This is a genomic window from Achromobacter sp. MFA1 R4 (assembly GCF_900156745.1).
Taxonomy (GTDB): Bacteria; Pseudomonadota; Gammaproteobacteria; order Burkholderiales; family Burkholderiaceae_B; genus Achromobacter.
The window spans coordinates 2592508-2614297 of the sequence record NZ_LT707065.1; the positions used below are offsets into that span (position 1 = coordinate 2592508).

The 21790-nt window shown below is 68.5% G+C and carries 16 protein-coding genes; 9 read left to right on the plus strand and 7 right to left on the minus strand.

Going from position 1 to position 21790, the window contains the following annotated elements; translation table 11 throughout:
* The first annotated feature begins 67 nt into the window (after positions 1–67).
* From BXA00_RS11875 to BXA00_RS11890, 4 genes are read left to right on the plus strand one after another with little or no spacing between them, the layout of a single operon-like run.
* Positions 68–1333: an MdtA/MuxA family multidrug efflux RND transporter periplasmic adaptor subunit gene (locus BXA00_RS11875; protein WP_076518673.1), complete on the plus strand. Its 1266-nt coding sequence runs from the start codon at positions 68–70 to the stop codon at positions 1331–1333.
* Positions 1334–1345: 12 nt separating this feature from the next.
* Positions 1346–4444: an MdtB/MuxB family multidrug efflux RND transporter permease subunit gene (locus BXA00_RS11880; RefSeq protein ID WP_076518674.1), complete on the plus strand. Its 3099-nt coding sequence runs from the start codon at positions 1346–1348 to the stop codon at positions 4442–4444.
* Positions 4441–7554, plus strand: coding sequence for a multidrug efflux RND transporter permease subunit (locus BXA00_RS11885; RefSeq protein ID WP_076518675.1), 3114 nt, complete (start codon positions 4441–4443; stop codon positions 7552–7554). Before BXA00_RS11880 ends, BXA00_RS11885 begins: the two co-directional genes overlap by 4 nt.
* Entirely contained in the window at positions 7551–9101 is a 1551-nt protein-coding gene (locus tag BXA00_RS11890; protein ID WP_076518676.1) for an efflux transporter outer membrane subunit, read from the plus strand. The genes BXA00_RS11885 and BXA00_RS11890 overlap by 4 nt, the downstream gene beginning before the upstream one ends.
* 75 nt (positions 9102–9176) lie before the next feature.
* On the opposite strand, the gene BXA00_RS11895 is transcribed toward BXA00_RS11890, so the two are convergent.
* From BXA00_RS11895 to BXA00_RS11925, 7 genes are all read right to left on the minus strand, one after another.
* The gene (locus tag BXA00_RS11895; RefSeq protein WP_076518677.1) at positions 9177–10595 is read right to left on the minus strand and encodes an amidase; all 1419 of its coding nucleotides are present in this window, start codon (positions 10593–10595) and stop codon (positions 9177–9179) included.
* A 209-nt stretch (positions 10596–10804) separates the two neighbouring features.
* Positions 10805–11767, minus strand: a complete 963-nt coding sequence (locus tag BXA00_RS11900; protein ID WP_076518678.1) for a Nudix family hydrolase — start codon at positions 11765–11767, stop codon at positions 10805–10807.
* A complete protein-coding gene (locus BXA00_RS11905) occupies positions 11760–12626 on the minus strand; it encodes an ATP-binding protein (RefSeq protein ID WP_076518679.1) in 867 nt (288 codons plus the stop codon). The genes BXA00_RS11900 and BXA00_RS11905 overlap by 8 nt, the downstream gene beginning before the upstream one ends.
* A gap of 5 nt (positions 12627–12631) precedes the next feature.
* Positions 12632–13858, minus strand: coding sequence for a bifunctional glutamate N-acetyltransferase/amino-acid acetyltransferase ArgJ (argJ, locus tag BXA00_RS11910; protein ID WP_076518680.1), 1227 nt, complete (start codon positions 13856–13858; stop codon positions 12632–12634).
* Positions 13859–14015: 157 nt separating this feature from the next.
* Positions 14016–15056, minus strand: a complete 1041-nt coding sequence (locus tag BXA00_RS11915) for a hypothetical protein (RefSeq protein WP_076518681.1) — start codon at positions 15054–15056, stop codon at positions 14016–14018.
* An 87-nt stretch (positions 15057–15143) separates the two neighbouring features.
* Positions 15144–15638, minus strand: a complete 495-nt coding sequence (locus BXA00_RS11920) for a MarR family winged helix-turn-helix transcriptional regulator (protein WP_076518682.1) — start codon at positions 15636–15638, stop codon at positions 15144–15146.
* On the minus strand, positions 15631–16551 hold the full coding sequence (locus BXA00_RS11925) for an alpha/beta hydrolase (protein ID WP_076518683.1): 921 nt from the start codon (positions 16549–16551) through the stop codon (positions 15631–15633). Before BXA00_RS11925 ends, BXA00_RS11920 begins: the two co-directional genes overlap by 8 nt.
* Before the next feature lie 338 nt (positions 16552–16889).
* On the opposite strand from BXA00_RS11925, the gene BXA00_RS11930 reads away from it, so the two are divergent.
* The 5 genes from BXA00_RS11930 (at position 16890) to BXA00_RS11950 (ending at position 21624) form a co-directional block, all read left to right on the plus strand.
* Entirely contained in the window at positions 16890–18056 is a 1167-nt protein-coding gene (locus tag BXA00_RS11930) for an ABC transporter substrate-binding protein (RefSeq protein ID WP_076518684.1), read from the plus strand.
* A gap of 184 nt (positions 18057–18240) precedes the next feature.
* Positions 18241–19161, plus strand: coding sequence for a branched-chain amino acid ABC transporter permease (locus BXA00_RS11935; protein ID WP_076518685.1), 921 nt, complete (start codon positions 18241–18243; stop codon positions 19159–19161).
* Between the two features lie 2 nt (positions 19162–19163).
* On the plus strand, positions 19164–20126 hold the full coding sequence (locus BXA00_RS11940) for a branched-chain amino acid ABC transporter permease (protein ID WP_076518686.1): 963 nt from the start codon (positions 19164–19166) through the stop codon (positions 20124–20126).
* On the plus strand, positions 20123–20920 hold the full coding sequence (locus BXA00_RS11945; protein ID WP_231952243.1) for an ABC transporter ATP-binding protein: 798 nt from the start codon (positions 20123–20125) through the stop codon (positions 20918–20920). The genes BXA00_RS11940 and BXA00_RS11945 overlap by 4 nt, the downstream gene beginning before the upstream one ends.
* A complete protein-coding gene (locus BXA00_RS11950; protein WP_076518688.1) occupies positions 20920–21624 on the plus strand; it encodes an ABC transporter ATP-binding protein in 705 nt (234 codons plus the stop codon). Before BXA00_RS11945 ends, BXA00_RS11950 begins: the two co-directional genes overlap by 1 nt.
* Positions 21625–21790 lie beyond the last annotated feature (166 nt).

Below are 21790 nucleotides of genomic sequence, written 5' to 3' on the forward strand. Positions count from 1 at the left end.
GGCGTCGAAACCGGGACGGTCTAGTAGACAATACGGCTTTCCTTCCGAGTGTGCCGGAACCGTTTCCATGTCCGATAGCCGTCCTGTATCCCCATCCGCCCGCTGGAGCCGCCGCCGCATCGTCGGCCTGGTCCTGCTGCTGCTCGTTGTTGCGGCAATCGCCTGGATGGTGCTGCGGCCTTCGGCCAAGCAGGGCGGACCCGGCGGGCGCCCCGGCGGCAGGCCGCCCATGGCGGCCATGGCCAACATGCCCGTCCCGGTTCGTATCGCCACCGCCACCCAGCAGGACATCGACATCTTCCTGCGCTCGCTGGGCACCGTCACCGCCTACAACACCGTCACCGTCAGAAGCCGCGTCAGCGGCGAGCTGGTGGACGTTGCCTTCCAGGAGGGCCAGCAGGTCAAGGCCGGCGACCTGCTGGCGCAGGTCGATCCGCGCGCGTTCCAGGTTGCCCTGGACCAGGCCCGCGGCACGCAGATGCAGAACCTCGCGCAGCTTGAAAACGCCCGGCGCGACCTGCAGCGCTACCAGGCCCTGTACAAGCAGGACTCCATCGCCCGCCAGCAGGTCGACACGCAGGCCGCGCTGGTGCGCCAGTACGAGGGCGCGGTCAAGAGCGACCAGGCCAACGTCGACAACGCCAAGCTGCAGCTCGACTACGCGCGCATCACCGCGCCCATCAGCGGGCGGCTCGGCCTGCGCCAGGTCGACCGCGGCAACCTTGTTTCCAGCTCGGACACCAACGGCCTGGTGGTGATCACCCAGACCCAGCCGATTTCCGTGGTGTTCACGCTGCCTGAAACCCAGTTGCCCGACGTGCGCGCCGAACTGGCGGCCGGCAAGACGCTGACGGTCGATGCCTATGACCGGGCCGACACCCGCCGCATTGCCTCGGGCATCCTGGAAACGCTGGACAACCAGATCGACGTCGCGACCGGGACGCTCAAGCTCAAGGCCCGGTTCGACAATACCGACGACGCGCTTTTCCCGAACCAGTTCGTCAACGTGCGGCTGCACGTCCTGACCCGCAAGAACGTGACCGCCATTCCGACGGCGGCCGTGCAGCAAGGCTCGGCCGGCGCGTTCGTGTTCCTGGTGCAGCCCGACGACACGATCGCGGTGCGCCAGGTGAAGCTGGGCGCCATCAACAGCGGCATGGTCGCCGTCAATGAAGGCCTGCAGCCGGGCGACCGCGTCGTCACCGAAGGCACCGACCGCCTGCGCGCGGGCGCCAAGGTGGAAATCGTGGGCGGCGCCCAGGTCATCCCCGCCACCCGCGACAAGACGCTGGGCGCGGGCGCGCCGGCCGGCACCACGCCCGCCTCCAAATAAGCCGAGAACGCCGTGAGCCCGTCGCGCCTTTTCATCCTGCGCCCCGTGGCCACCACGCTGTCGATGGTGGCCATCCTGATCGCGGGCCTCATCGCCTACCGGTTCCTGCCCGTTTCCGCGTTGCCGGAAGTGGACTACCCGACCATCCAGGTCGTGACGCTGTACCCCGGGGCCAGTCCCGACGTGATGACCTCCCTGGTCACCTCGCCCCTGGAGCGGCAGTTCGGCCAGATGCCCGGCCTGAACCAGATGTCGTCCACCAGTTCGGGCGGCGCGTCGGTCATCACGCTGCAGTTCAACCTGACCCTGCCGCTGGACGTGGCCGAGCAGCAGGTGCAGGCGGCGATCAATGCCGCGTCCAACCTGCTGCCGTCCGACCTGCCGGTGCCGCCCACCTACAACAAGGTCAACCCCGCGGACGCGGCCGTGCTGACGCTGGCGATCACCTCGCCCACCATGCCGCTGCCGCAGGTGCGCGATCTGGTCGACACGCGCGTTGCGCAGAAGCTGTCGCAGATTCCCGGCGTGGGCCTGGTCAGCGTGGCGGGCGGCCAGCGGCCGGCCGTGCGGGTCCAGGTGAACCCGCAGGCGCTGGCGGCCAATGGCCTGTCGCTGTCGGACCTGCGCACCGCCATCGTCGGCGCCAACGTCAACCAGCCCAAGGGCAACCTGGACGGGCCGCAGCGCTCCACCACCATCAATGCCAATGACCAGCTCAAGTCGCCCACCGACTACAACAGCCTGATCATCGCGTACAAGAACGGCGCGCCGCTGCGCCTGGCCGACGTGGCGCGCGCCGTCGAAGGCGCGGAAGACACCCGGCAGGCCGCGTGGGCCGGCGACAAGCCCGCCATCCTGCTGAACATCCAGCGCCAGCCGGGGGCCAACGTGATCGACGTGGTCGACCGCATCCAGGCGCTGATGCCGCAACTGCGCGCCGCGCTGCCCGCCACGCTGGACGTGGCCGTGGTGTCCGACCGCACCCAGACCATCCGCGACTCCGTCGCCGACGTGCAGTTCGAGATGCTGCTGGCGGTGGGGCTGGTGGTCATGGTGACCTTCATCTTCCTGCGCAGCCTGACGGCCACGCTGATCCCCAGCGTCGTCGTGCCGCTGTCGCTGGTGGGCACCTTCGGGATCATGTATCTGGCGGGCTTTTCCATCAACAACCTGACGCTGATGGCGCTGACGATCGCCACGGGCTTCGTGGTGGACGACGCCATCGTCATGATCGAAAACATCGCGCGCCACATCGAAGAAGGCGAGAAGCCGATGCAGGCCGCGCTCAAGGGCGCCTCGCAGATCGGCTTCACGCTGATCTCGCTGACCCTGTCGCTGATCGCCGTGCTGATCCCGCTGCTCTTCATGACGGAGGTCGTGGGCCGGCTGTTCCGCGAATTCGCGATCACGCTGGCGGTGGCCATCCTGATTTCCCTAGTGGTGTCGCTGACCCTCACCCCCATGATGTGCGCGCGCCTGCTGCGCCCGGAATCCGAAACCCGGCACGGACGCTTTCACCAGGCCACGGGCGCCTTCATCGACCGCGTCATCGCCGCGTATGACCGCATGTTGCAGGTCGTGCTGCGCCATCAGACGCTGACCCTGGTGGTGGCGGTGGCCACGTTCGCGTTGACCGTGCTGCTGTACCTCGTGGTGCCCAAGGGCTTTTTCCCGCAGCAGGACACGGGCCTTATCCAGGCCATCACGCAGGCGCCGCAGTCCATCTCCTTTGCCGCCATGTCCGAGCGCCAGCAGGCCGCCGCCCGGCTGGTGCTGGAAGATCCCGACGTGCAGGCCGTGTCGTCGTTCATTGGCGTGGACGGCAGCAACGCCACGCTCAGCGCCGGCCGCATGCAGATCGCGCTGAAACCTCAGGCCGAGCGCAGCAGCGACCTGCGCGCCGTGATGGCCCGGCTGCAGGAGACCCTGAACCGCCAGGACGGCCTGACCGTCTACATGCAGCCGGTGCAGGACCTGACCATCGAAGACCGGGTTAGCCGCACGCAGTATCAGATGACCCTGTCCAATCCGGACCTCAAGGTCCTGAGCGAATGGACGCCCAAGCTGGTCGACCGCCTGCGCAGCGTGCCCGGGCTGATGGACGTCACCGACGACCTGCAGGACGACGGCCTGCAGACCTGGGTCGAGATCGACCGCGACGCGGCCTCGCGCCTGGGCATCACGGCCGCCGTCATCGACGAGGCGCTCTACAACGCCTTCGGGCAGCGGCTGATTTCCACGATCTTCACGCAGTCCAACCAGTACCGGGTGGTGCTGGAGGTGCAGCCGCAGTTCCAGATGTCGCCCAGCGCGTTGGGCCAGATCCACGTGCCCACGTCCTCGGGGGCGCAGGTGCCGCTGTCGTCCGTGGCGCACATCAGCGAAGGCAGGACGGTGCTGGCCGTCAACCGGCTCGACCAGTTCCCCATGGTGACGGTGTCGTTCAACCTGGCGCCGGGCGCGTCGCTGTCCGATGCGGTGCAGAACATCGCGGCGGCCGAGGCCGAAATCGGCATGCCGGCCGGGGTGGAAACGCGCTTCCAGGGCGCGGCGCTGGCGTTCCAGAATTCGCTGTCCAGCACGCTGTGGCTGATCCTGGCCGCCGTGGTCACGATGTACATCGTGCTGGGCGTGCTGTACGAAAGCTACATCCATCCCATCACCATCCTGTCCACGCTGCCGTCCGCGGGCGTGGGGGCGCTGCTGGCGCTGCTGATCAGCGGCACCGAGCTCGACATGATCGGCATCATCGGGATCATCCTGCTGATCGGCATCGTCAAGAAAAACGCCATCATGATGATCGACTTCGCGCTGGACGCCGAGCGCAAGCGCGGCCTGTCGCCCCGCGAGGCCATCCACGAGGCCGCGCTGCTGCGCTTTCGGCCGATTCTCATGACCACACTGGCCGCGCTGTTCGGCGCGTTGCCGCTGATGCTGTCCACCGGCACGGGCGCTGAATTGCGCCAGCCGCTGGGCCTGGTCATGGTGGGCGGCCTGTTGCTGTCGCAGGTGCTGACGCTGTTCACCACCCCCGTCATCTACCTGATGTTCGACCGCATGTCGCGCCGCTGGCGCGGCGCCGCGTCGGCGCCCGCCGGAGACGCCCGATGATCCTGTCGGCCCCGTTCATCGTCCGGCCAGTGGCGACCACGCTGCTGAGCCTGGCGGTCGTGATGGCCGGCATGCTGGCGTTTTTCCTGTTGCCGGTGGCCCCGCTGCCGCAGGTCGATATCCCCACCATTTCCGTGTCGGCCAGCCTGCCCGGCGCCAGCCCCGAGACCATGGCGTCCAGCGTCGCCACGCCGCTGGAGCGGTCGCTGGGCAGCATCGCGGGCGTCACGGAAATGACGTCGCGCAGCTCGCAGGGCTCCACCCGCATCACGCTGCAGTTCGACCTGTCGCGCGACATCAACGGCGCCGCGCGCGACGTGCAGGCGGCCATCAACGCGGCGCGCTCGCTGCTGCCCACCGGCCTGCGCAGCAATCCCACGTATCACAAGTCCAATCCGTCCGACGCGCCGATCATGACGCTGGCGCTGACGTCCGGCACGCTCAGCCAGGGCCAGCTCTACGATCTGGCCTCCACCATCGTGGCGCAGAAGCTCTCGCAGGTGGACGGCGTGGGCGAAGTCACGGTCGGCGGCAGTTCGCTGCCCGCCGTGCGTGTCACGGTGCTGCCCGGGGCGCTGGCCAACCAGGGCGTGTCGCTGGACGAGCTTCGCGCCACGCTGGCCAACGCCAATGCCAACCGGCCCAAGGGCGTGCTCGAGAACGACCGCTACCACTGGCAGATCATGGTCAGCGACCAGCTCAGCCGGGCCGAACAATACCGGCCGCTGATCGTGGCCTGGCGCGACGGCAGGCCGGTGCGCGTCTCCGACGTGGCCAGGGTCGAGGACTCGGTCGAAGACCTCTACCAGACCGGCTTCTACAACGACCGCAACGCCATCCTGATGGTCGTGCGGCGGCAGGCGGACGCCAACATCATCGAAGCCGTGGACGCCGTGCGCGCGCAGCTTCCGGTGCTGCAGGCGCTGATGCCGGCCGACGTCAGCATGACGGTCGCGCAGGACCGCACCCCCAGCATCCGCGCGTCGCTCCACGAGGCCGAGCTGACGCTCGTCATCGCCGTGGGACTGGTGGTGCTGGTGGTGCTGCTGTTCCTGCGCCGCTGGCGGGCGGCCATCATCCCCAGCGTGGCGGTGCCGGTGTCGCTGATCGGCACGTTCTGCATCATGTACCTGTGCGGCTACACGCTGAACACCATCTCGCTCATGGCCCTGATCGTGGCCACGGGCTTCGTGGTGGACGACGCCATCGTGGTGCTCGAAAACATCATGCGGCACGTCGAGCGCGGCATGTCGCCGATGCGCGCCGCGCTGCGCGGTTCGCGCGAGGTGGGCTTCACGGTGCTGTCGATGAGCCTGTCGCTGGTGGCGGTGTTCATTCCCATCCTGCTGATGGGCGGCGTGGTCGGACGCCTGTTCCGCGAGTTCGCCGTGACCCTGTCGGCCGCCATCCTGGTGTCGCTGGTGGTGTCGCTGACGCTCACGCCCATGATGTGCGCGCGCCTGCTGCGCCCGGAGCCCAAGGATGAGAAGCCGCAGGGCCGCCTGGCGCGCTGGTCCGAGCGCGCCTTCGAGTCCATGCAGGACGGCTACCGCGTGTCGCTGGGCTGGGCGCTGGCGCACGGCCGCCTGATGATGCTGACGCTGGCGGTCGCTGTGGGCCTGAACATCTACCTGTACACCGTGGTGCCCAAGGGCTTCTTCCCGCAGCAGGACACCGGCCAGCTCCTGGGATTTTTCCGCGTGGACCAGGGCACGTCGTTCCAGGCCACGGTGCCCAAGCTGGAGGCGCTGCGCAAGGTGGTGCTGGCCGACCCGGCCGTGCAGAGCATGACGGGCTACGCGGGCGGACGCGGCGGCAGCAACAGCAGCTTCATGCAGATCCAGCTCAAGCCCCTGGAAGAACGCAAGGTGTCGGCCGACGTGGTCATCAACCGCCTGCGCGCCAAGCTGCAGAACATGCCGGGCGCGCGCATGTTCCTGGTGTCGCAGCAGGACATCCGCATCGGCGGACGCCAGAGCCAGGGTTCGTACGACTACACCCTGATGTCCGGCGACCTGCAACTGCTGCGCACCTGGATGCCCAAGGTGCAGCAGGCCATGGCCAAGATCCCGGAGATCACCGACGTCGACGCCGACGTCGAGGACCGGGGCCGCGAGATCAACCTGGTCATCGACCGGGAAGCCGCGACGCGGCTGGGCATCAGCATGGCCACCATCTCCACGGTGTTGAACAATTCATTCAGCCAGCGCCAGGTGTCGGTCATGTATGGGCCGCTCAACCAGTACCACGTGGTGCTGGGCGTGGACCCGAAGTTCGCGCAGGACATCGAATCGCTGCGCCAGGTCGAGGTCATCACGGCGGACGGCGCGCGCGTGCCGCTGTCGGCGTTCACCAAGCTCGAAAACGCCAACGCGCCGCTCAGCGTCAGTCACCAGGGCCTGTTCGTGGCCGACACCATCTCGTTCAGCCTCGCGCCCGGCGTGTCGCTGGGGCAGGCGACGGCCGCGATCGACAACGCCGTGGCCCGCATCGGCCTGCCGTCCGACCAGATCCAGGCGGGCTTCCAGGGCACCGCCGCCGCGCTGCAGGAAACGCTGGCGCAGCAGCCCTGGCTGATCCTGGCCGCGCTGGTCACCATGTACATCGTGCTGGGCATCCTGTACGAGAGCTTCGTTCATCCGCTCACCATCCTGTCCACCCTGCCGTCGGCGGGCCTGGGCGCGCTGCTCGCGCTGCTGCTGGTGCGCTACGACTTCACGCTGATCGCGCTGATCGGGGTGTTCCTCCTGATCGGCATCGTCAAGAAGAACGCGATCATGATGGTGGACTTTGCGCTGGACGCCGAGCGCCACCACGGCATGACGCCGCGCGACGCCATCTTCCAGGCGTGCCTGACGCGCTTTCGCCCCATCATGATGACGACCATGGCGGCCATCTTCGGCGCGCTGCCGCTGGTGCTGGCCACCGGCGCGGGCGTCGAAATGCGCCAGCCGCTGGGCATTACCATCGTGGGCGGCCTGGTGCTGAGCCAGATCCTGACGCTGTACACCACGCCCGTGGTCTATCTTTACCTGGACCGCTTCCGCCTGTGGGCCGCGCGCCGGCGCGCCTCGCGGGGCGGGAAATCCGCTTCCATCGAACACACATGATCCGTACCAAGCCGTTTCCCCACGCCTGCCTTCCCCGCGCCGCGGCCACGATTGCGCTGTGCGCGCTGCTGGGCGCCTGCGCGGTCGGGCCCGACTACCAGCGCCCGGCGCTGGACGTGGGCGCCGCCTACAAGGAAGGCCAGGTCGAAGTGCCCGGCTGGAAACCGGCGCAGCCGCGCGACCAGGCCGAGCGCGGCGAATGGTGGAAAGTCTATGACGACTCCGTCCTGAACGGGCTGATGGACCGGCTGAACGCGTCCAACCAGACCATCGCCCAGGCCGTGGCCAACTACCGCCAGGCGCTGGGACTGGTGCGCGGCGCGCGCTCGGGCTTTTATCCCACCGTCGGGGCCGGGGCAGGGATGACGCGCGCGGGCAGCGGCAGCCAGAGCGGCTCGTCGTCCGGATCGGGCAGCAGCGTGTACAACCAGTATTCGGTCACCGGCAGCGTGAGCTGGGAGCTGGACCTCTGGGGACGCGTGCGCCGCAGCGTCGAATCCTCGGAAGCCAGCGCGGCCGCCAGCCTGGCCGACCTGGGCGCGACCCGCTTGAGCGCGCAGGCGGCGCTGGCCCAGACCTATCTGCAATTGCGCGTGCTGGACGAGCAGAAGCGCCTGCTGGACGCGACCGTGGCCGCCTATGAAAAGTCCTTGCAGCTCACGCAGAACCGCTACGAGGTCGGCGTCGCGGGCCAGGCCGACGTGGCCGTGGCGCGCACGCAGCTCGAAAGCACGCGCGCGCAATCCATCGACCTGGACTGGCAGCGCGGGCAGTACGAGCACGCGATCGCCGTGCTGATGGGCCAGGCGCCGTCGCAGTTCAGCCTGCCGCCGGCGGTCTTCGCGCTGAAGCTGCCGCAGATACCGGTCGGCCTGCCGTCCGAGCTGCTGGAGCGCCGTCCCGACGTGGCGGCCGCCGAACGCCGCGCCGCCGCCGCCAATGCGCAGATCGGCGTGGCGCAGTCCGCCTGGTTCCCTAGCCTGATCCTGTCGGCCGACGGCGGCTTTCGCAACGGCGAGTTCGCCGAGCTGCTGACCGCGCCCGCGCGCTTCTGGTCCCTGGGCCCGGCGCTCGCCTTGACGATCTTCGACGGCGGCGCGCGCGAGGCTCAGGTCGAACAGGCCCGCGCATCGTACGACGCGCAGGCGGCGGCCTACCGCCAGGCAGCCCTGACCGGCCTGCGCGAGGTCGAGGACTACCTGATCCAGCTACGCGTGATGGAACAGGAGCAGATCGTGCAGCGCCGCGCGCTGGAATCGGCGCGCGAATCGCTGCGCCTGATCCAGAACCAGTACAAGGCCGGCCTGGTCGACTACCTGAGCGTGGCCGTGGTGGACGCCACGGCGCTCAACAGCGAACGCAACGCCCTGAGCCTGCTGGGCGACCGGCTGCTGGCCAGCGTCAACCTGATCGTCGCGCTGGGCGGCGGGTGGGAAGGTCTGCCGGCGGAGCAGACCGCGCGCGTGGACGCGGCGCAGACCCCGGGGCCGCAGGCTTCCGGGTCGCAGAGTCTCCCGGCCCAGTCCCCGGCGCCCCGGTCTCCCTAGTTGCGGCGGTTAAGGCTCCGCACGGGCATCCCGGTGCGCTGACGGCAGGCCGCCGGCCGAGCGATCCGCGCCGTCCTACAGTCCGACCGCCTTCAAATCCGGCCGCTGGCGGTGCCAGTCGGTCACGGCCTGGAACGCCATGCCGATCTTGCCGAGCACGCCTTCGTCATTGGGCTTGCCCAGCAACTGCACGCCCAGCGGCAGGCCGTCGGCGGTGAAACCCGCGGGCAGGGCCAGGCCGGATGCATTGACGTAGTTGCCGGCGCGCGTGAAGGCGGCCAGCGGCGTGGCCGCTTCGTCCACCTCGTCCAGCCGGCGCGCGCCGAAGGGCGTGCTGGGGGTGAGCACCGCGTCAAAGTCGCTCATCCAGTCCAGCCAGTCCCGGCGCGCCTGCGCGTGCGCCTGCAGCGCGGCGATGTAGTCGGCGGCCGACAGGCCCTTGCCCGACAGCACGCGGGCGCGCACGTACTGGCCGATGGGCTGGGCGGAATCTTCGATGTAGCCGCGGTGGACGGCATAGGCCTCGGCGGCGATGATCTGGCCGTTGCGCTGCATCATCTCGCGGAAATCGAAGGGCAGGGGCGTCTCCGTCACTTCCGCGCCCAGTGCGGCGAGCACCCGCCGCGCGTCGTCCAGCGCGGACAGCGCGTCGGCGTCCACGGCGATCGGATGCTGGGAAAGCGGCATCAGGGCGATGCGCACGCCGCGCAGCGGCTGCGCGCCGGGGGCGGGCTCGCGGTATTGGAAGGCCGGGATGCCCAGCGTCAGCGGATCCTGCGCATCGGGGCCCGCCATCAGGGCGGTCAGCAGCATCGCGTCGCGCGCGTCGCGCGTCAGCGGACCCAGGGTGTCCAGGGTGGTCGACAGCGCCACGGCGCCATGCAGGCTGATCAGTCCGCGCGAGGTCTTCAGGCCGGTCACGCCGTTGAGCGCCGCCGGTATCCGCACCGAGCCGCCGGTGTCCGACCCCAGCGCCGCGGGCGTCAGGCCGGCCGCGACGGCCACGCCCGACCCGCTGGACGAGCCGCCCGGCACGCGCGGCTGCTGCAGGTCCCAGGGATTGCGCGGCGTGCCCATGACCGGGTTGGTGCCCCAGCCGCCGAAGGCGAACTCCACCATGTGGGTCTTGCCCAGCATCACCATGCCCGCATTCAGCAGGCGCGCGACGGCGGTGGCGGTGACGCCGCTGCGCCGTTCGCGCCAGGCCTCGGAACCTGCTGTGGTGATCTGCCCCTGGATGTCGCACAAGTCCTTGACCGCCACCGGCACCCCGTCCAGGGGGCCGAGCAGGCCATAGCCCGCGCGCCGGCGCGCATCGGCGGCTTCGGCAAGCCGCAGGGCGCCCGCGCTGTCCACGCTGACGAAGGCGCCCAGCGCCGGATTGGCCTGGGCGATGCGGTCCAGAAAGTGGCGCGTCAGTTCCACCGAGCTGTAGCGGCCCTGGGCCAGGCCCTCCGCCAGTTCGGCCATCGTGGCAAATGCGATTTCAGACATGGTTTCCTCGGTTCGATGCCATGAGTCTTTCTGCCAGACTCAACAGGCCCGTCCGCCCGCGGCGGTCGGCGTCGGCAACAGGGTGCCTGGGCGCGTCGATCCGGTCTATGCGCGCTTTCCCGCCCGGACGCAAACGAAACGGCCCATGCGCATGGCATGGGCCGTTCCGGTGCGCAAAGCGCGAAATGCGCGAAATGCGCGAAAGACGGTTAGAGGATGGCGCGTATCCCGGCGATGCCGTGCGCGCCGTGCCGCAGCGCCTGCGAAACCGTCTGCGTGGATTGCCCGCCCAGCGCAAACACCGGAATGCCGGCGTCGCGGTTGCCTTCGACGAAACCGTCCCAGCCCAGGGTCGGCGCGCCGGGATGGCTGGGCGTATCCAGCACGGGGCCGAGCACGGCGAAGTCCGCGCCCAGTTCGCGGGCATGGACGACCTGCGCGTTGTCGTGCGCGGACACGCCGACCAGGGCGGTCTTGGGCAGTTCGGGACGCGCGGACAGACGCAGGGCGTCCGCTGTGCGCAGGTGCACGCCGTCGGCCTCCTTCCACCAGGCGACGGGATGGATGCTGTTGACCAGCACGCGCGCGCCGGCGGCGCGGCAGCGTTTCAGCACCTGTTGCAGCACTTCGTGCAGCGAGCTGGCGCCCACGCCGTCCGGCCATTGCGGCTCGCGGAACTGCACCAGCCGCACGCCGCGCGCCAGCGCCGCCTCAAGCCGGCCCAGGAACGGCGCGATGCCCGCGCGCGAGCCGATGGCGCTGATGCCGTAGGTGGTGGGCAATTGCAGCCAGCGCAGCGGCGGCAGGGTGGCGGGCAACAGATCCCCCACCGATGCCGCGTTGGCCGGGTCCACCCACTCCAGGCGCTGGTTCTCCAGGCTTTGCGGGTCGCCCTCCCAGCCGGTGACGTGGCAGAACGCCAGCCGCACGGTGGTGTGCGGGTAGGCGTGGACATAGGTGACCCAGGGGCGCGATTGCGTGACGCGGATGCCGATTTCTTCCTGCAGTTCGCGCGCCAGCGCCTGCAGCACCGTTTCGCCGGGTTCGAGCTTGCCGCCGGGCAGCTCCCACCAGCCCGACCAGGGCTTGTCTTCGGGGCGCTGGCCCAGCAGCAGTTTGCCGTCGGGGCGCAGGATCAAGCCGGCGGCGACGTCGACGATCTTCTCAGACATGGCGGGCCGCCCAGTCGCGCGCGAATTGATAGGCCACGCGGCCCGAGCGCGAGCCGCGCTCGATCGTCCATTGCAGCGCCTCGGTGCGCGACGGCTCGATGTGCGCTTCGGGGCAGCCCAGTTCGCGCAGCCAGTGGTACACGATGTCCAGGTAGTCGTCCTGCTTGAACGGATAGAACGACAGCCACAGGCCGAAGCGCTCGGACAGCGAGATTTTTTCCTCGACGGTTTCGCCGGGGTGGATCTCGCCGTCGGGCTGGTGCTTGGCCTGAAGGTTTTCGCTCATGTATTCCGGCATCAGGTGGCGCCGGTTGGACGTGGCGTAGATCAGCACGTTGTCGCCCGAGGCCGACACCGAGCCGTCCAGCACCGACTTGAGCGCCTTGTAGCCGGCCTCGCCTTCCTCGAACGACAGGTCGTCGCAGAACACGATGAAGCGCTCGGGCCGCGCGGCGACCAGTTCGACGATGTCGGCCAGGTCGCCCAGGTCGGACTTGTCGACTTCGATCAGGCGCAAGCCGCGGTCGCCGTAGGCGGCCAGCATGGCTTTGACCAGCGAACTCTTGCCCGTGCCGCGCGCGCCGGTCATGAGCACGTTGTTGGCGGGCTTCTTTTCTAGGAACTGCAGCGTGTTGCGGTCGATGGTGGCCTTCTGGCGCTCGATGTGCTGCAGGTCCTGCATGTCGATGCGCGCCACGTGGCGCACGGCGTCCAGCCAGCCGCGCGCGCCGCGTTTGCGCCAGCGAAACGCATGGGCCGTCCAGTCGATCTCGGGCGGGGCCGGCGGCAGGAAGGCTTCCAGTTGCGCCAGCACGCGCTCGGCGCGCTGGATGAGGGTGGTGAACTCGGTGGCCGTCATGTCGATCAGGAGCGGTAGTCGGCGTTGATCGACACGTATTCGTGCGAGAAGTCGCAGGTGTAGACGGTGTCGCTCACCTGGCCGCGGCCCAGCGCGATGCGCACCGAGATCTCGGCCTGCTTCATGACGCGCTGGCCGTCGGCTTCCTGGTAGTCGGGGTTGCGGCCGCCATTCTTGGCCACCAGCACGTCGTCCAGCCACAGGCGGATGTTGGACACGTCCAGGTCGTCGATGCCGGCGTAGCCGACGGCGGCCAGGATGCGGCCCAGGTTGGGGTCCGAGGCAAAGAAGGCGGTCTTGACCAGCGGCGAGTGCGCCACGGCGTAGGCGACCTTCAGGGCCTCTTCGGTGGTGCCGGCTTCTTCGACGCGGATGGTCATGAACTTGGTGGCGCCTTCGGCGTCGCGCACGATCTTGGTGGCCAGGTCCAGCGCGGCGGCCGTCAGGGCCTCGCGCACGGCGGCGTAGGCGGCGTCGGACTCGCTGTCGACGTTGACGCCCGACTTGCCGGTGGCGGCGATGATGAAGGAGTCATTGGTGGAGGTGTCGCCGTCGACCGTGATGCGGTTGAACGAGGCGTCGGCGATTTCCACGGCCAGCTTGCGCAAGAGGGGCTGGGCGATGCCGGCGTCGGTGGCCAGGAAGCTCAGCATGGTGGCCATGTTGGGCCGGATCATGCCGGCGCCCTTGCTGATGCCGGTGAAGGTGACCGTCTTGCCGTCGATCTGCACCTGGGCCGAGGAGATCTTGGGCAGCGTGTCGGTGGTCATGATGCCGTGGGCGGCGCTGGACCAGTGGTCGGCGGCCAGGTCGGCGATTGCGGCGGGCAGGCCGGCGACCAGGCGGTCCAGGGGCAGCGGTTCCAGGATGACGCCGGTGGAGAACGGCAGGATCTGGGCGGCCGGCACGCCCAGCAGCTTGCCCAGCGCGTCGCAGGTGTCCTTGGCCTTTTGCAGGCCCTCTTCGCCAGTGCCGGCGTTGGCGTTGCCCGTGTTGATGACCAGCGCGCTGATCGGGCCGCCGGCGGTCAGGTGGGCCTGGCAGACCTGCACGGGGGCGGCGCAGAAGCGGTTGCGCGTGAAGACGCCCGCCACGCTGGTGCCTTCGGCCAGGCGGAACACCGTCAGGTCGCGCCGGTTGGCCTTGCGGATGCCGGCCTCGGTGACGCCGATTTCTACGCCGGCAACAGGAAAAATTTCGGACTCGGAGGGGATCTGCAGATTAACGGCCATGACTTCGTCTCTTGGAGTGAGCGGGACGGAACCGCCGCCAGGCACGGCGGCGTGCGGGAAAGCTTCGTATTATCCCACCGGATCCGGGGGCGGGGGCCGGCCCCCTCGGCAATCCGAGGGGAGCCGCGTCCGGCCCGCGCGCGGGCCGATGGCCGCGTCAGGGGCCGATGCGCATCGCGGCCACGTCCAGCACCCCGGCTTCCCGGTTGCTCAGCACGCTGCGAACCGTGCCGTCGGGCGCCTGGAGCACGGACTTGCCCGCCGGGACGTCTTCGCCGCCGGCACGGCGCGCCGAGCGCCCGCGCGAGGGCGAGAACAGCAGGTCGCCCGGCTGCGCGCCCTGCAGGCGGGGGCTGGCGGCCAGCACGCGCGTGCCGGGCGGATAGGTCATCTCGCCCAGCACGGTGTCGCGAGCCGCGAGACCTTCGAACCCCAGCATCCGGCGCTGGGCGTCCAGTTGCAGGTCGACCTTCAGCAGCGGAATCTGCGCCACCGTCATGGAATCGCTGCCCTCGGTGCGCAGCAGCCAGCGCGGCGCCGTGCCGGCCTTGTCTATCGGGGTGCCGCGGGCGGCCGCCTCGACTTTCAGCCAGGCGCCGGCGGGCACGGGCTGCTGGTCCAGCGTATTGCCGACGGCGAGGTGGCAGCTGGAGAACTGGGGATGGCCGTCATGCAGCACGAATTCGATGCGATGGCCGTGGGCGCAGAGCCAGCCCTCCAGCGCCTGGTCGCGGGCGATCTCGGCCGACAGGGTTTCAGGCTGCTTGGCGGTGGCGGGGTAGCGGAACAGCCGCGTGGCCGCGACGCCCTGGATCAGCGCGGGATGGGCGTCCGGAAAGACCGCCCGGTCGAACGAGGCCAGGTCGCCCGGCGCGCCCAGGCGCAGCGTGGTGCCGGCGGGCATTTCCACCCCCGCCAGTTGCGTGGGCTGGGCCAGCACCGTCTTGCGGGCGTCGTCGGCCTGCGCGTCTTGCCGGGCCGCGAACCACTGGCTGAATTGCTGATAGGGAAAGAGGGCGCCGACGACGGCCAGGAGCGTCATCAGCAGGGTGCCCGCGCGCCGGTGGTCGGCCAGCCATTCGCGCGCGCCGCCCGAGGTGGCCAACACGGCCAGCCAGGTCAGCAGCGTGGAGAGGCAAGCCAGCGAGACCGCCATCAGCACGTAGAAATTACCGCCAGGGAGGGAAACCGGAATCATGGCGGCAATTATGCGCCAATCCGGCACGCGGAAATCAGCACCAAATTCAGCACCGGATCCCGCGCCGGATACTTCGCGGAACGCCCGTCAGTCCCGGGCCGCGGCCGACCGGGTGGCGACCACCTGCAGCTTCAGTTCGCCCAGCGCCTGGAACAAGGCGTTGCGGCTACCCTCGGGCAGGTCGGCGAACATGGATTTGACCCAGTTTTCATGGGCCCGCGCCATGCGCGCGAAGCTCTTCTTGCCTTGCGGCGTCAACTTGATCAGCGAGCTGCGGCGGTCGGACTCCACCTTGGTCCGCACCACCAGGCCTTCCTTTTCCAGCTGGTCGGTAATGCCGGTGATATTGCCGTTGGTCACCATCATGTGGCGCGACAGCTCGCCCATCTTCATGCCCTTGGGCGCGCGCTGCAATTGCGCCATCAGGTCGAAGCGGGGAAGGGTGGTGTCGAATTCGTTGCGCAGGCGGCTGCGGATCTCGCCTTCGATGAGATTGGCGCAGGTCAGCATGCGCAGCCACAGGCGCAGCGCGTGGTGGTCGTCGGGCGCGGCGCGCGATTCCAGGTCGGGAGTGTCAGTCATGGCTCGGAAGATTACCGGGAATGCGTGGGCGGGAGGGCGCCAGACCCATCTGTTCGAAGATGGCCAGGGTCAGCGGGCTGGTCGGATCGTTGAGCGTCAGGACGATATCAAAATGGTTGGTGCCCGGCATCGGGACATACCTGCCGGGAAAGCCGCGCTCGCGCCATGCGGCGAGATAATCGTCGCTCTGGCGCTTGAATTCGTCGGTCTCGGATTCGCCGTAGCTGACGATCAGCGGGCAGCCATTTGGCGGCAAGTGCAGCGCCGGGCTGTTGCGGATGGCGTCCGCCTCGCTCATGCGCATCCATTCGTTGATGTGGGTATGCACCAGCGGGCGCAGGTCGAACAGGCCCGACAGGGGCGCGGCGCCGCGGACCACGCCGGGGGGGACGTCGTAGCTGGCATGCCAGCCGCCGGCCAGCAGCGCGCCGACCAGGTGGCCGCCCGCCGAGCTGCCGCAAACGTGGATGCGCGCCGGGTCGCCGCCGTATTCGGCGATGTGGCGGTACACCCAGGCCAGCGCGCGCCGGTTCTGGTCCACGATGCGGTCCAGGGTGACGGCCGGCGCCAGCGAATAATTCACCGACACGACCACGGCGCCCGCCTGCGTGAATGCCGGCGCCATGCCGCTGGATTCGTTTTTGGAAAGAAGCCGCCAGTAGCCGCCGTGGATGAACACGAAGACGGGCGCGCCGGGCTTGCCGGGCGCGGCGCCCGCGGCTGGAAATATGTCCAGCAGCTCGTCGGGATGATCGCCGAACGGCACGTCCAGCGCGCAGTCCAGCGTGCGGCGCGCGGTCGCGCTGTCGTCGGCGTATTTCTTGAGTATCGGCTGGATGTCGGGTACTGTCGCGCGAGCGTTGTACTGGACGTCCAGTTCGGCGCGGTCGTAGTTGCGGTAGAGAGTGACCATGGCGGTAGGTTCGAGGTTCGGGCTCGCGGGCTGGGGTTGCCGGGGAAGGCTTGCACATTAACGCGTTTGGACCAGAAATCTCGGACCAAAGACCGTTAGTAAAAACCCTTCGGTAAAAACCCTAGACTTGTTTTGCCGAATACTTTAAACCTAAACTATGAACCACGCCAGCGTTCCCCCTGCTGCATGACGGGACCGCGGCGTTGCAGGCAAAGTACCTTGCCCGCACCGGCCTGACGGCGGCGCAAAGGCGCCGGCCGGCCGGGCATAGAAGTCGTTCGCATCGCACCTTCAAAAAGAACACCCTCTGCGCGGGCTCGCGCACGGAGCACACCACCATGCGTTTGATCACTTCCTTCCTGGCTGCCGCCGCCCTGGTTCCGGCAATGGCCTGCGCCGATACCATCAAGGTCGGCATCGCCAACGACATTTCGGGCCCGTTCTCGGCGCTGGGCGCCGAGGCCCGCGACGGCTTCAACCTGGCCATCAAGCAACTGGGTGGCAAGCTGGGCGGACAGCCCGCGGAATTCCTCCAGACCGACATGGGCGGCAATCCGGATCAGGCCCGCCAACTGGTCACGCGCTACATCCAGCGCGAGAAAGTCGATTTCTTCACGGGCCCCATCGGGTCGAACGTGGCCCTGGCCGTCGGCCCGGCGCTGTTCGCCGCCAAGGTGCCCTACCTGTCCAACAACCCCGGCCCCAGCCAGTTCGCCGGCGCGCAGTGCAACAACTACTGGTTCGGCACGTCGTACCAGAACGACGCCTTCCACGAAGCGGCGGGCAAGGTCGCGGCCGACCGCGGCTTCAAGAAGATGTTCATCATGGCCCCGGACTATCCGGCCGGCAAGGATGCGCTGACCGGCTTCAAGCGCGGCTACAAGACCGCGCCGGGCGACGAGGTCTACACCAAGCTCGGCCAGATCGACTACGCCGCCGAAATCGCGCAGATCCGCGCGGCCAAGCCGGACGCCGTCTACATCTTCCTGCCGGGCGGCATGGGCATCAACTTCGTCAAGCAGTTCGTGTCCGCCGGCCTGTCGCAAAGCGTCAAGCTGATCGGCCCGGGCTTTTCGGCCGACGAAGACGTGATCCAGGCCGTGGGCGACCCCATGCTGGGCATGTACAACACGGCGCAATGGGCGCATGACCTGGACGTGCCGCAGAACAAGGTCTTCGTCGACGCCTTCCGCAAGGAATACAACGGCCGCTACCCGTCGGTCTACGCCGCCCAGGCGTACGACGTGATCATGGCCATGGATGCGGCCGTCAAGCAGGCCGGCGGCAAGGCCTCGGACCGCGATGCCATCGTGAAGGCCCTCGAAAAGGCCGATTACCCGTCGGTGCGCGGCAGCTTCACCTACGGCAAGAACCACTACCCCATCCAGGCCTACTACCTGCGCGTCGTCGAAAAGGACGGCAGCGGCCGCATCACCAACAAGCTGGTGGGCAAGGTCTTCGACAAGTACCAGGACGTCTACGTCGGCGACTGCAAGAAGATGTGACCCCCCCGAAGCGCTGCGCGCTTCCCCCCAGGGGGCGTCGCAGCGGACCGGCAAAGCCGGATCCGCGCGACCCCGCTTGGGGGCGGCGGCTCGTGCGCGGGGGTGATGTGCCGCTGATGCAGATTCAGATGGCTTTGGTGACCGGCGCTCGTCTTCGGCGACGCGCGGCAAGGGGGAAGTTTTCATGACGTTTACGCTGATCGTCGAGCAATTGCTGAACGGTCTGCAGTTTGGGTTGATGTTGTTTCTGATCGCGGCCGGGCTGACCCTGGTGTTCGGCATCATGGACATCATGAATCTGGCTCACGGCTCGCTCTACATGGCAGGCGCCTATGTCGCCGCCGAAACGATGCAACGCACGGGTTCGTTCACCGCCGCCGTTCTGGTGGCCGCGGTCGCCACCGGACTGGTGGGCGTCGTGCTGGAACTCTCCCTGATACGCCGCCTGGCGCTGCGCGACCACCTGGCCCAGGTGCTGGGCACCTACGCCGTCATCCTCATCGCCAATGACCTGGTCAAGATGATCTGGGGCCCGGCGCCGGTCATGCTGAACATGCCCGCGATGCTGTCCGGCCCCGTGCGCCTGCTGCCCGACCTGATGTACCCCGCCTACCGCCTGATGATCATCGTCTTCGGCGTGGCCGCGGCCGTGGGCCTGTACTGGTTCGTGACGCGGACCCGCGCCGGCGTGCTGGTGCGCGCGGGCGCCTCCAACCGCCAGATGGCCACCCTGATGGGCGTGCGCGTGCCGCTGCTGTTCCTGGGCGTGTTCGTGCTGGGCGCCATGCTGGCCGCGGTGGCCGGCGCGCTGCTGGGGCCGATCACCTCGGTGCAGGTGGGCATGGGCGAGGAAATCCTGATCCTGGTGCTGGTGTGCATCGTCATCGGCGGCATCGGGTCGATCCGCGGCGCCTTCGTCGGCGCCCTGCTGGTGGGCATGGTCGACACCGCGGGACGGGCCTTCCTGCCGATGCTGCTGCGCCAGGTGTTTTCGCCGGCCGTGGCCTCCAGCGTCGGTCCGACGCTCGCGGCCATCGCCATTTACGTATTGATGGCGGCAGTGCTGGTGTTCCGGCCCTCTGGCCTCTTTCCGGCGCGGGGCTGACCATGAAGACCAAACTCTGGACCGTGGTCCTGCTGGCGGCGTTGGCGGTGTTTCCGCTGGTGGCGCCGATGCTGGGCCTGGACTTCTACATTTCCTTCGTGCGGCGCGTGCTGATCTACGCGCTGGCCGCGACCAGCCTGAACCTGATCCTGGGCTATGGCGGCATGGTGGCGCTGGGCCACGCGGCGTTCTTCGGCGCGGGCGCCTATGCGGTGGGCATCCTGGCCATGTCGGGCGTCACGTCCGCGCTCGTCTCCTGGCCCGTGGCGATGCTGCTGGCGGGCGTGCTGGCCTGCATCACCGGGGCTATCTCGCTGCGCACCCGCGGCGTGTACTTCATCATGATCACGCTGGCGTTCGCGCAGATGCTGTTCTACATCTTCATCTCGCTGCGCCAGTATGGGGGCGAAGACGGGCTGAACCTGCCCGGCTACTCCAGCCTGCCCGGCATCGACCTGGCCAACGACGTCAGCTTCTATTACCTGGTGCTGGTGCTTTTCGCGCTGCTGATGTGGGTCTTTGGCCGCGTCGTCGCGTCGCGCTTCGGCATGGCGCTGCAGGGTATCCGCGAGAACGAATCGCGCATGGAATCCATGGGATATCCGGTCTACCGCATCAAGCTCATGGCCTTCACGTTGAGCGGCGCGGCGGCCGGGCTGGCGGGCGCGCTGCTGGCCAACCACAACCTCTTCATTTCTCCCAGCCTGATGCACTGGACCCAGTCGGCCAACCTGCTGATCATGGTGCTGGTGGGCGGCATCGGCCTGCGCTATGGCGGCGTGGCCGGCGCGGTCGTGATGCTGACGCTGGAAGAGGTGCTGCGCCTGTGGACCGAATACTGGCACCTGCCCCTGGGCGTGCTGCTGCTGTGCGTGGTGTTCGGCGCGCCGCGCGGCCTGGTCGGCCTTTTCGGGCCGCTGTTCAGCGGGCGCGCTGCCCCGCAATCCGGCAAGGTGGGCTCATGAGCAATCCGATGAATGCCACGACCCGCGCCGCGGGCGGCGGAAAGCACGCCCTGCAGGCGCGCGGACTGGTGCGCCGCTTTGGCGCGCTGGTGGCGACCGACAATGTGTCGCTGTCGCTGGAGCCAGGCGAGATCCATGCCCTGATCGGCCCCAACGGCGCGGGCAAGTCCACCCTGATCCACCTGCTGTCGGGCACGCTGGCCGCCGACTCGGGGACGCTGGAGGTCGACGGCCGCGACGTCACCGCCATGAACGCCCACCAGCGCGTGGCGGCGGGCCTGTCGCGGTCCTACCAGATCACCAATATCTTCAAGCAGTCCAGCGTGCTGGATAACCTGGTGCTGGCCGTCCAGGCCCATGCCGGCAGCAGCTTCCGCTTCTGGAAGCCGCGCGCGGCGGAGTCCGCGCTGTATGAACAGGCGCGCGAGCTGGCCCGGGAATGCGCCATCGACGCCAGCCTGCTCGGCCGCGCGGCGGGCACCCTGCCGCACGGCGAGCAGCGCAAGGTGGAATTCGCGCTGGCGCTGGCCGCGCGGCCCAAGGTGCTGCTGCTGGACGAGCCCATGGCCGGCATGGGGCCGGACGAGACCGTCCGCTTGACCGAACTGATCGAATCCATGCGGGGACGCGCCGCGATGCTGCTGGTTGAACATGACATGCAGGCGGTGTTCCGCCTTGCGGACCGCCTGTCGGTGCTGGTGTACGGCCGGGTGATCGCCTCGGGCACCCCGGACGAGATCCGCGCCAATCCGGAAGTGCGCCAGGCCTACCTGGGCGACGAGGAGACCGCGTGATGCTGACCATCGAATCGGCCAAGAGCGGCTACGGCGCCAGCCAGGTGCTGTTCGGCGTGGACCTGGAAATCGGCGCGGGGCAGGTGGTGACCCTGCTGGGCCGCAACGGCATGGGCAAGACCACGCTGCTGCGCACCCTGTTCGGCCAGTTGCCGCTGCGCGGCGGCAAGATCCACTTCGCGGGCCAGGACATCAGCGGCTGGAGTTCCGACCGCATCGCGCGGGCCGGCGTGGCCATCGTGCCCGAAGGACGCCAGTGCTTTCCCAACCTGACGGTGCGCGAGCACCTGACGGCCTTCGTGGCGGCGCGCAATCCGGACATCGGCGAACCCTGGACGCCCGATCGCGTGTTCGAACTCTTTCCCCGGCTGGCCGAGCGGGCCCGCAACATGGGCAACCAGTTGTCGGGCGGCGAACAGCAGATGCTGGCCATCGGCCGCGCGCTGGTCACCAACCCCCGCCTGCTGATCCTGGACGAGGCCACCGAGGGGCTGGCGCCGAAGATCCGGGAAGAAATCTGGAACTGCCTGGCGCGCCTGCGGCAGGCGGGCCAGACCATCCTGGTCATCGACAAATATGTCGAAAGGTTGCTCAGCCTGGCGGACCGCCACGTCATCCTGGAACGGGGCAAGGTGGTCTGGACCGGCGATTCGGCGTCGCTCGACGCCGACCGCAGCCTCTGGGAACGTTACCTGGGCGTGTAGCGGGGGTGTTATGAGGTGTAGTAATTAAGCCGCAACCCGTTCCCGAAGTCGTAACAGGCCATGACATAAAACGCAATAAATCAAGATATATATTGCTCGCGTGAAACTTAAGGTGTCTCGAACGCATCCAGACGTTTGCACCTGTATCAATAAACCCCACCGCCAT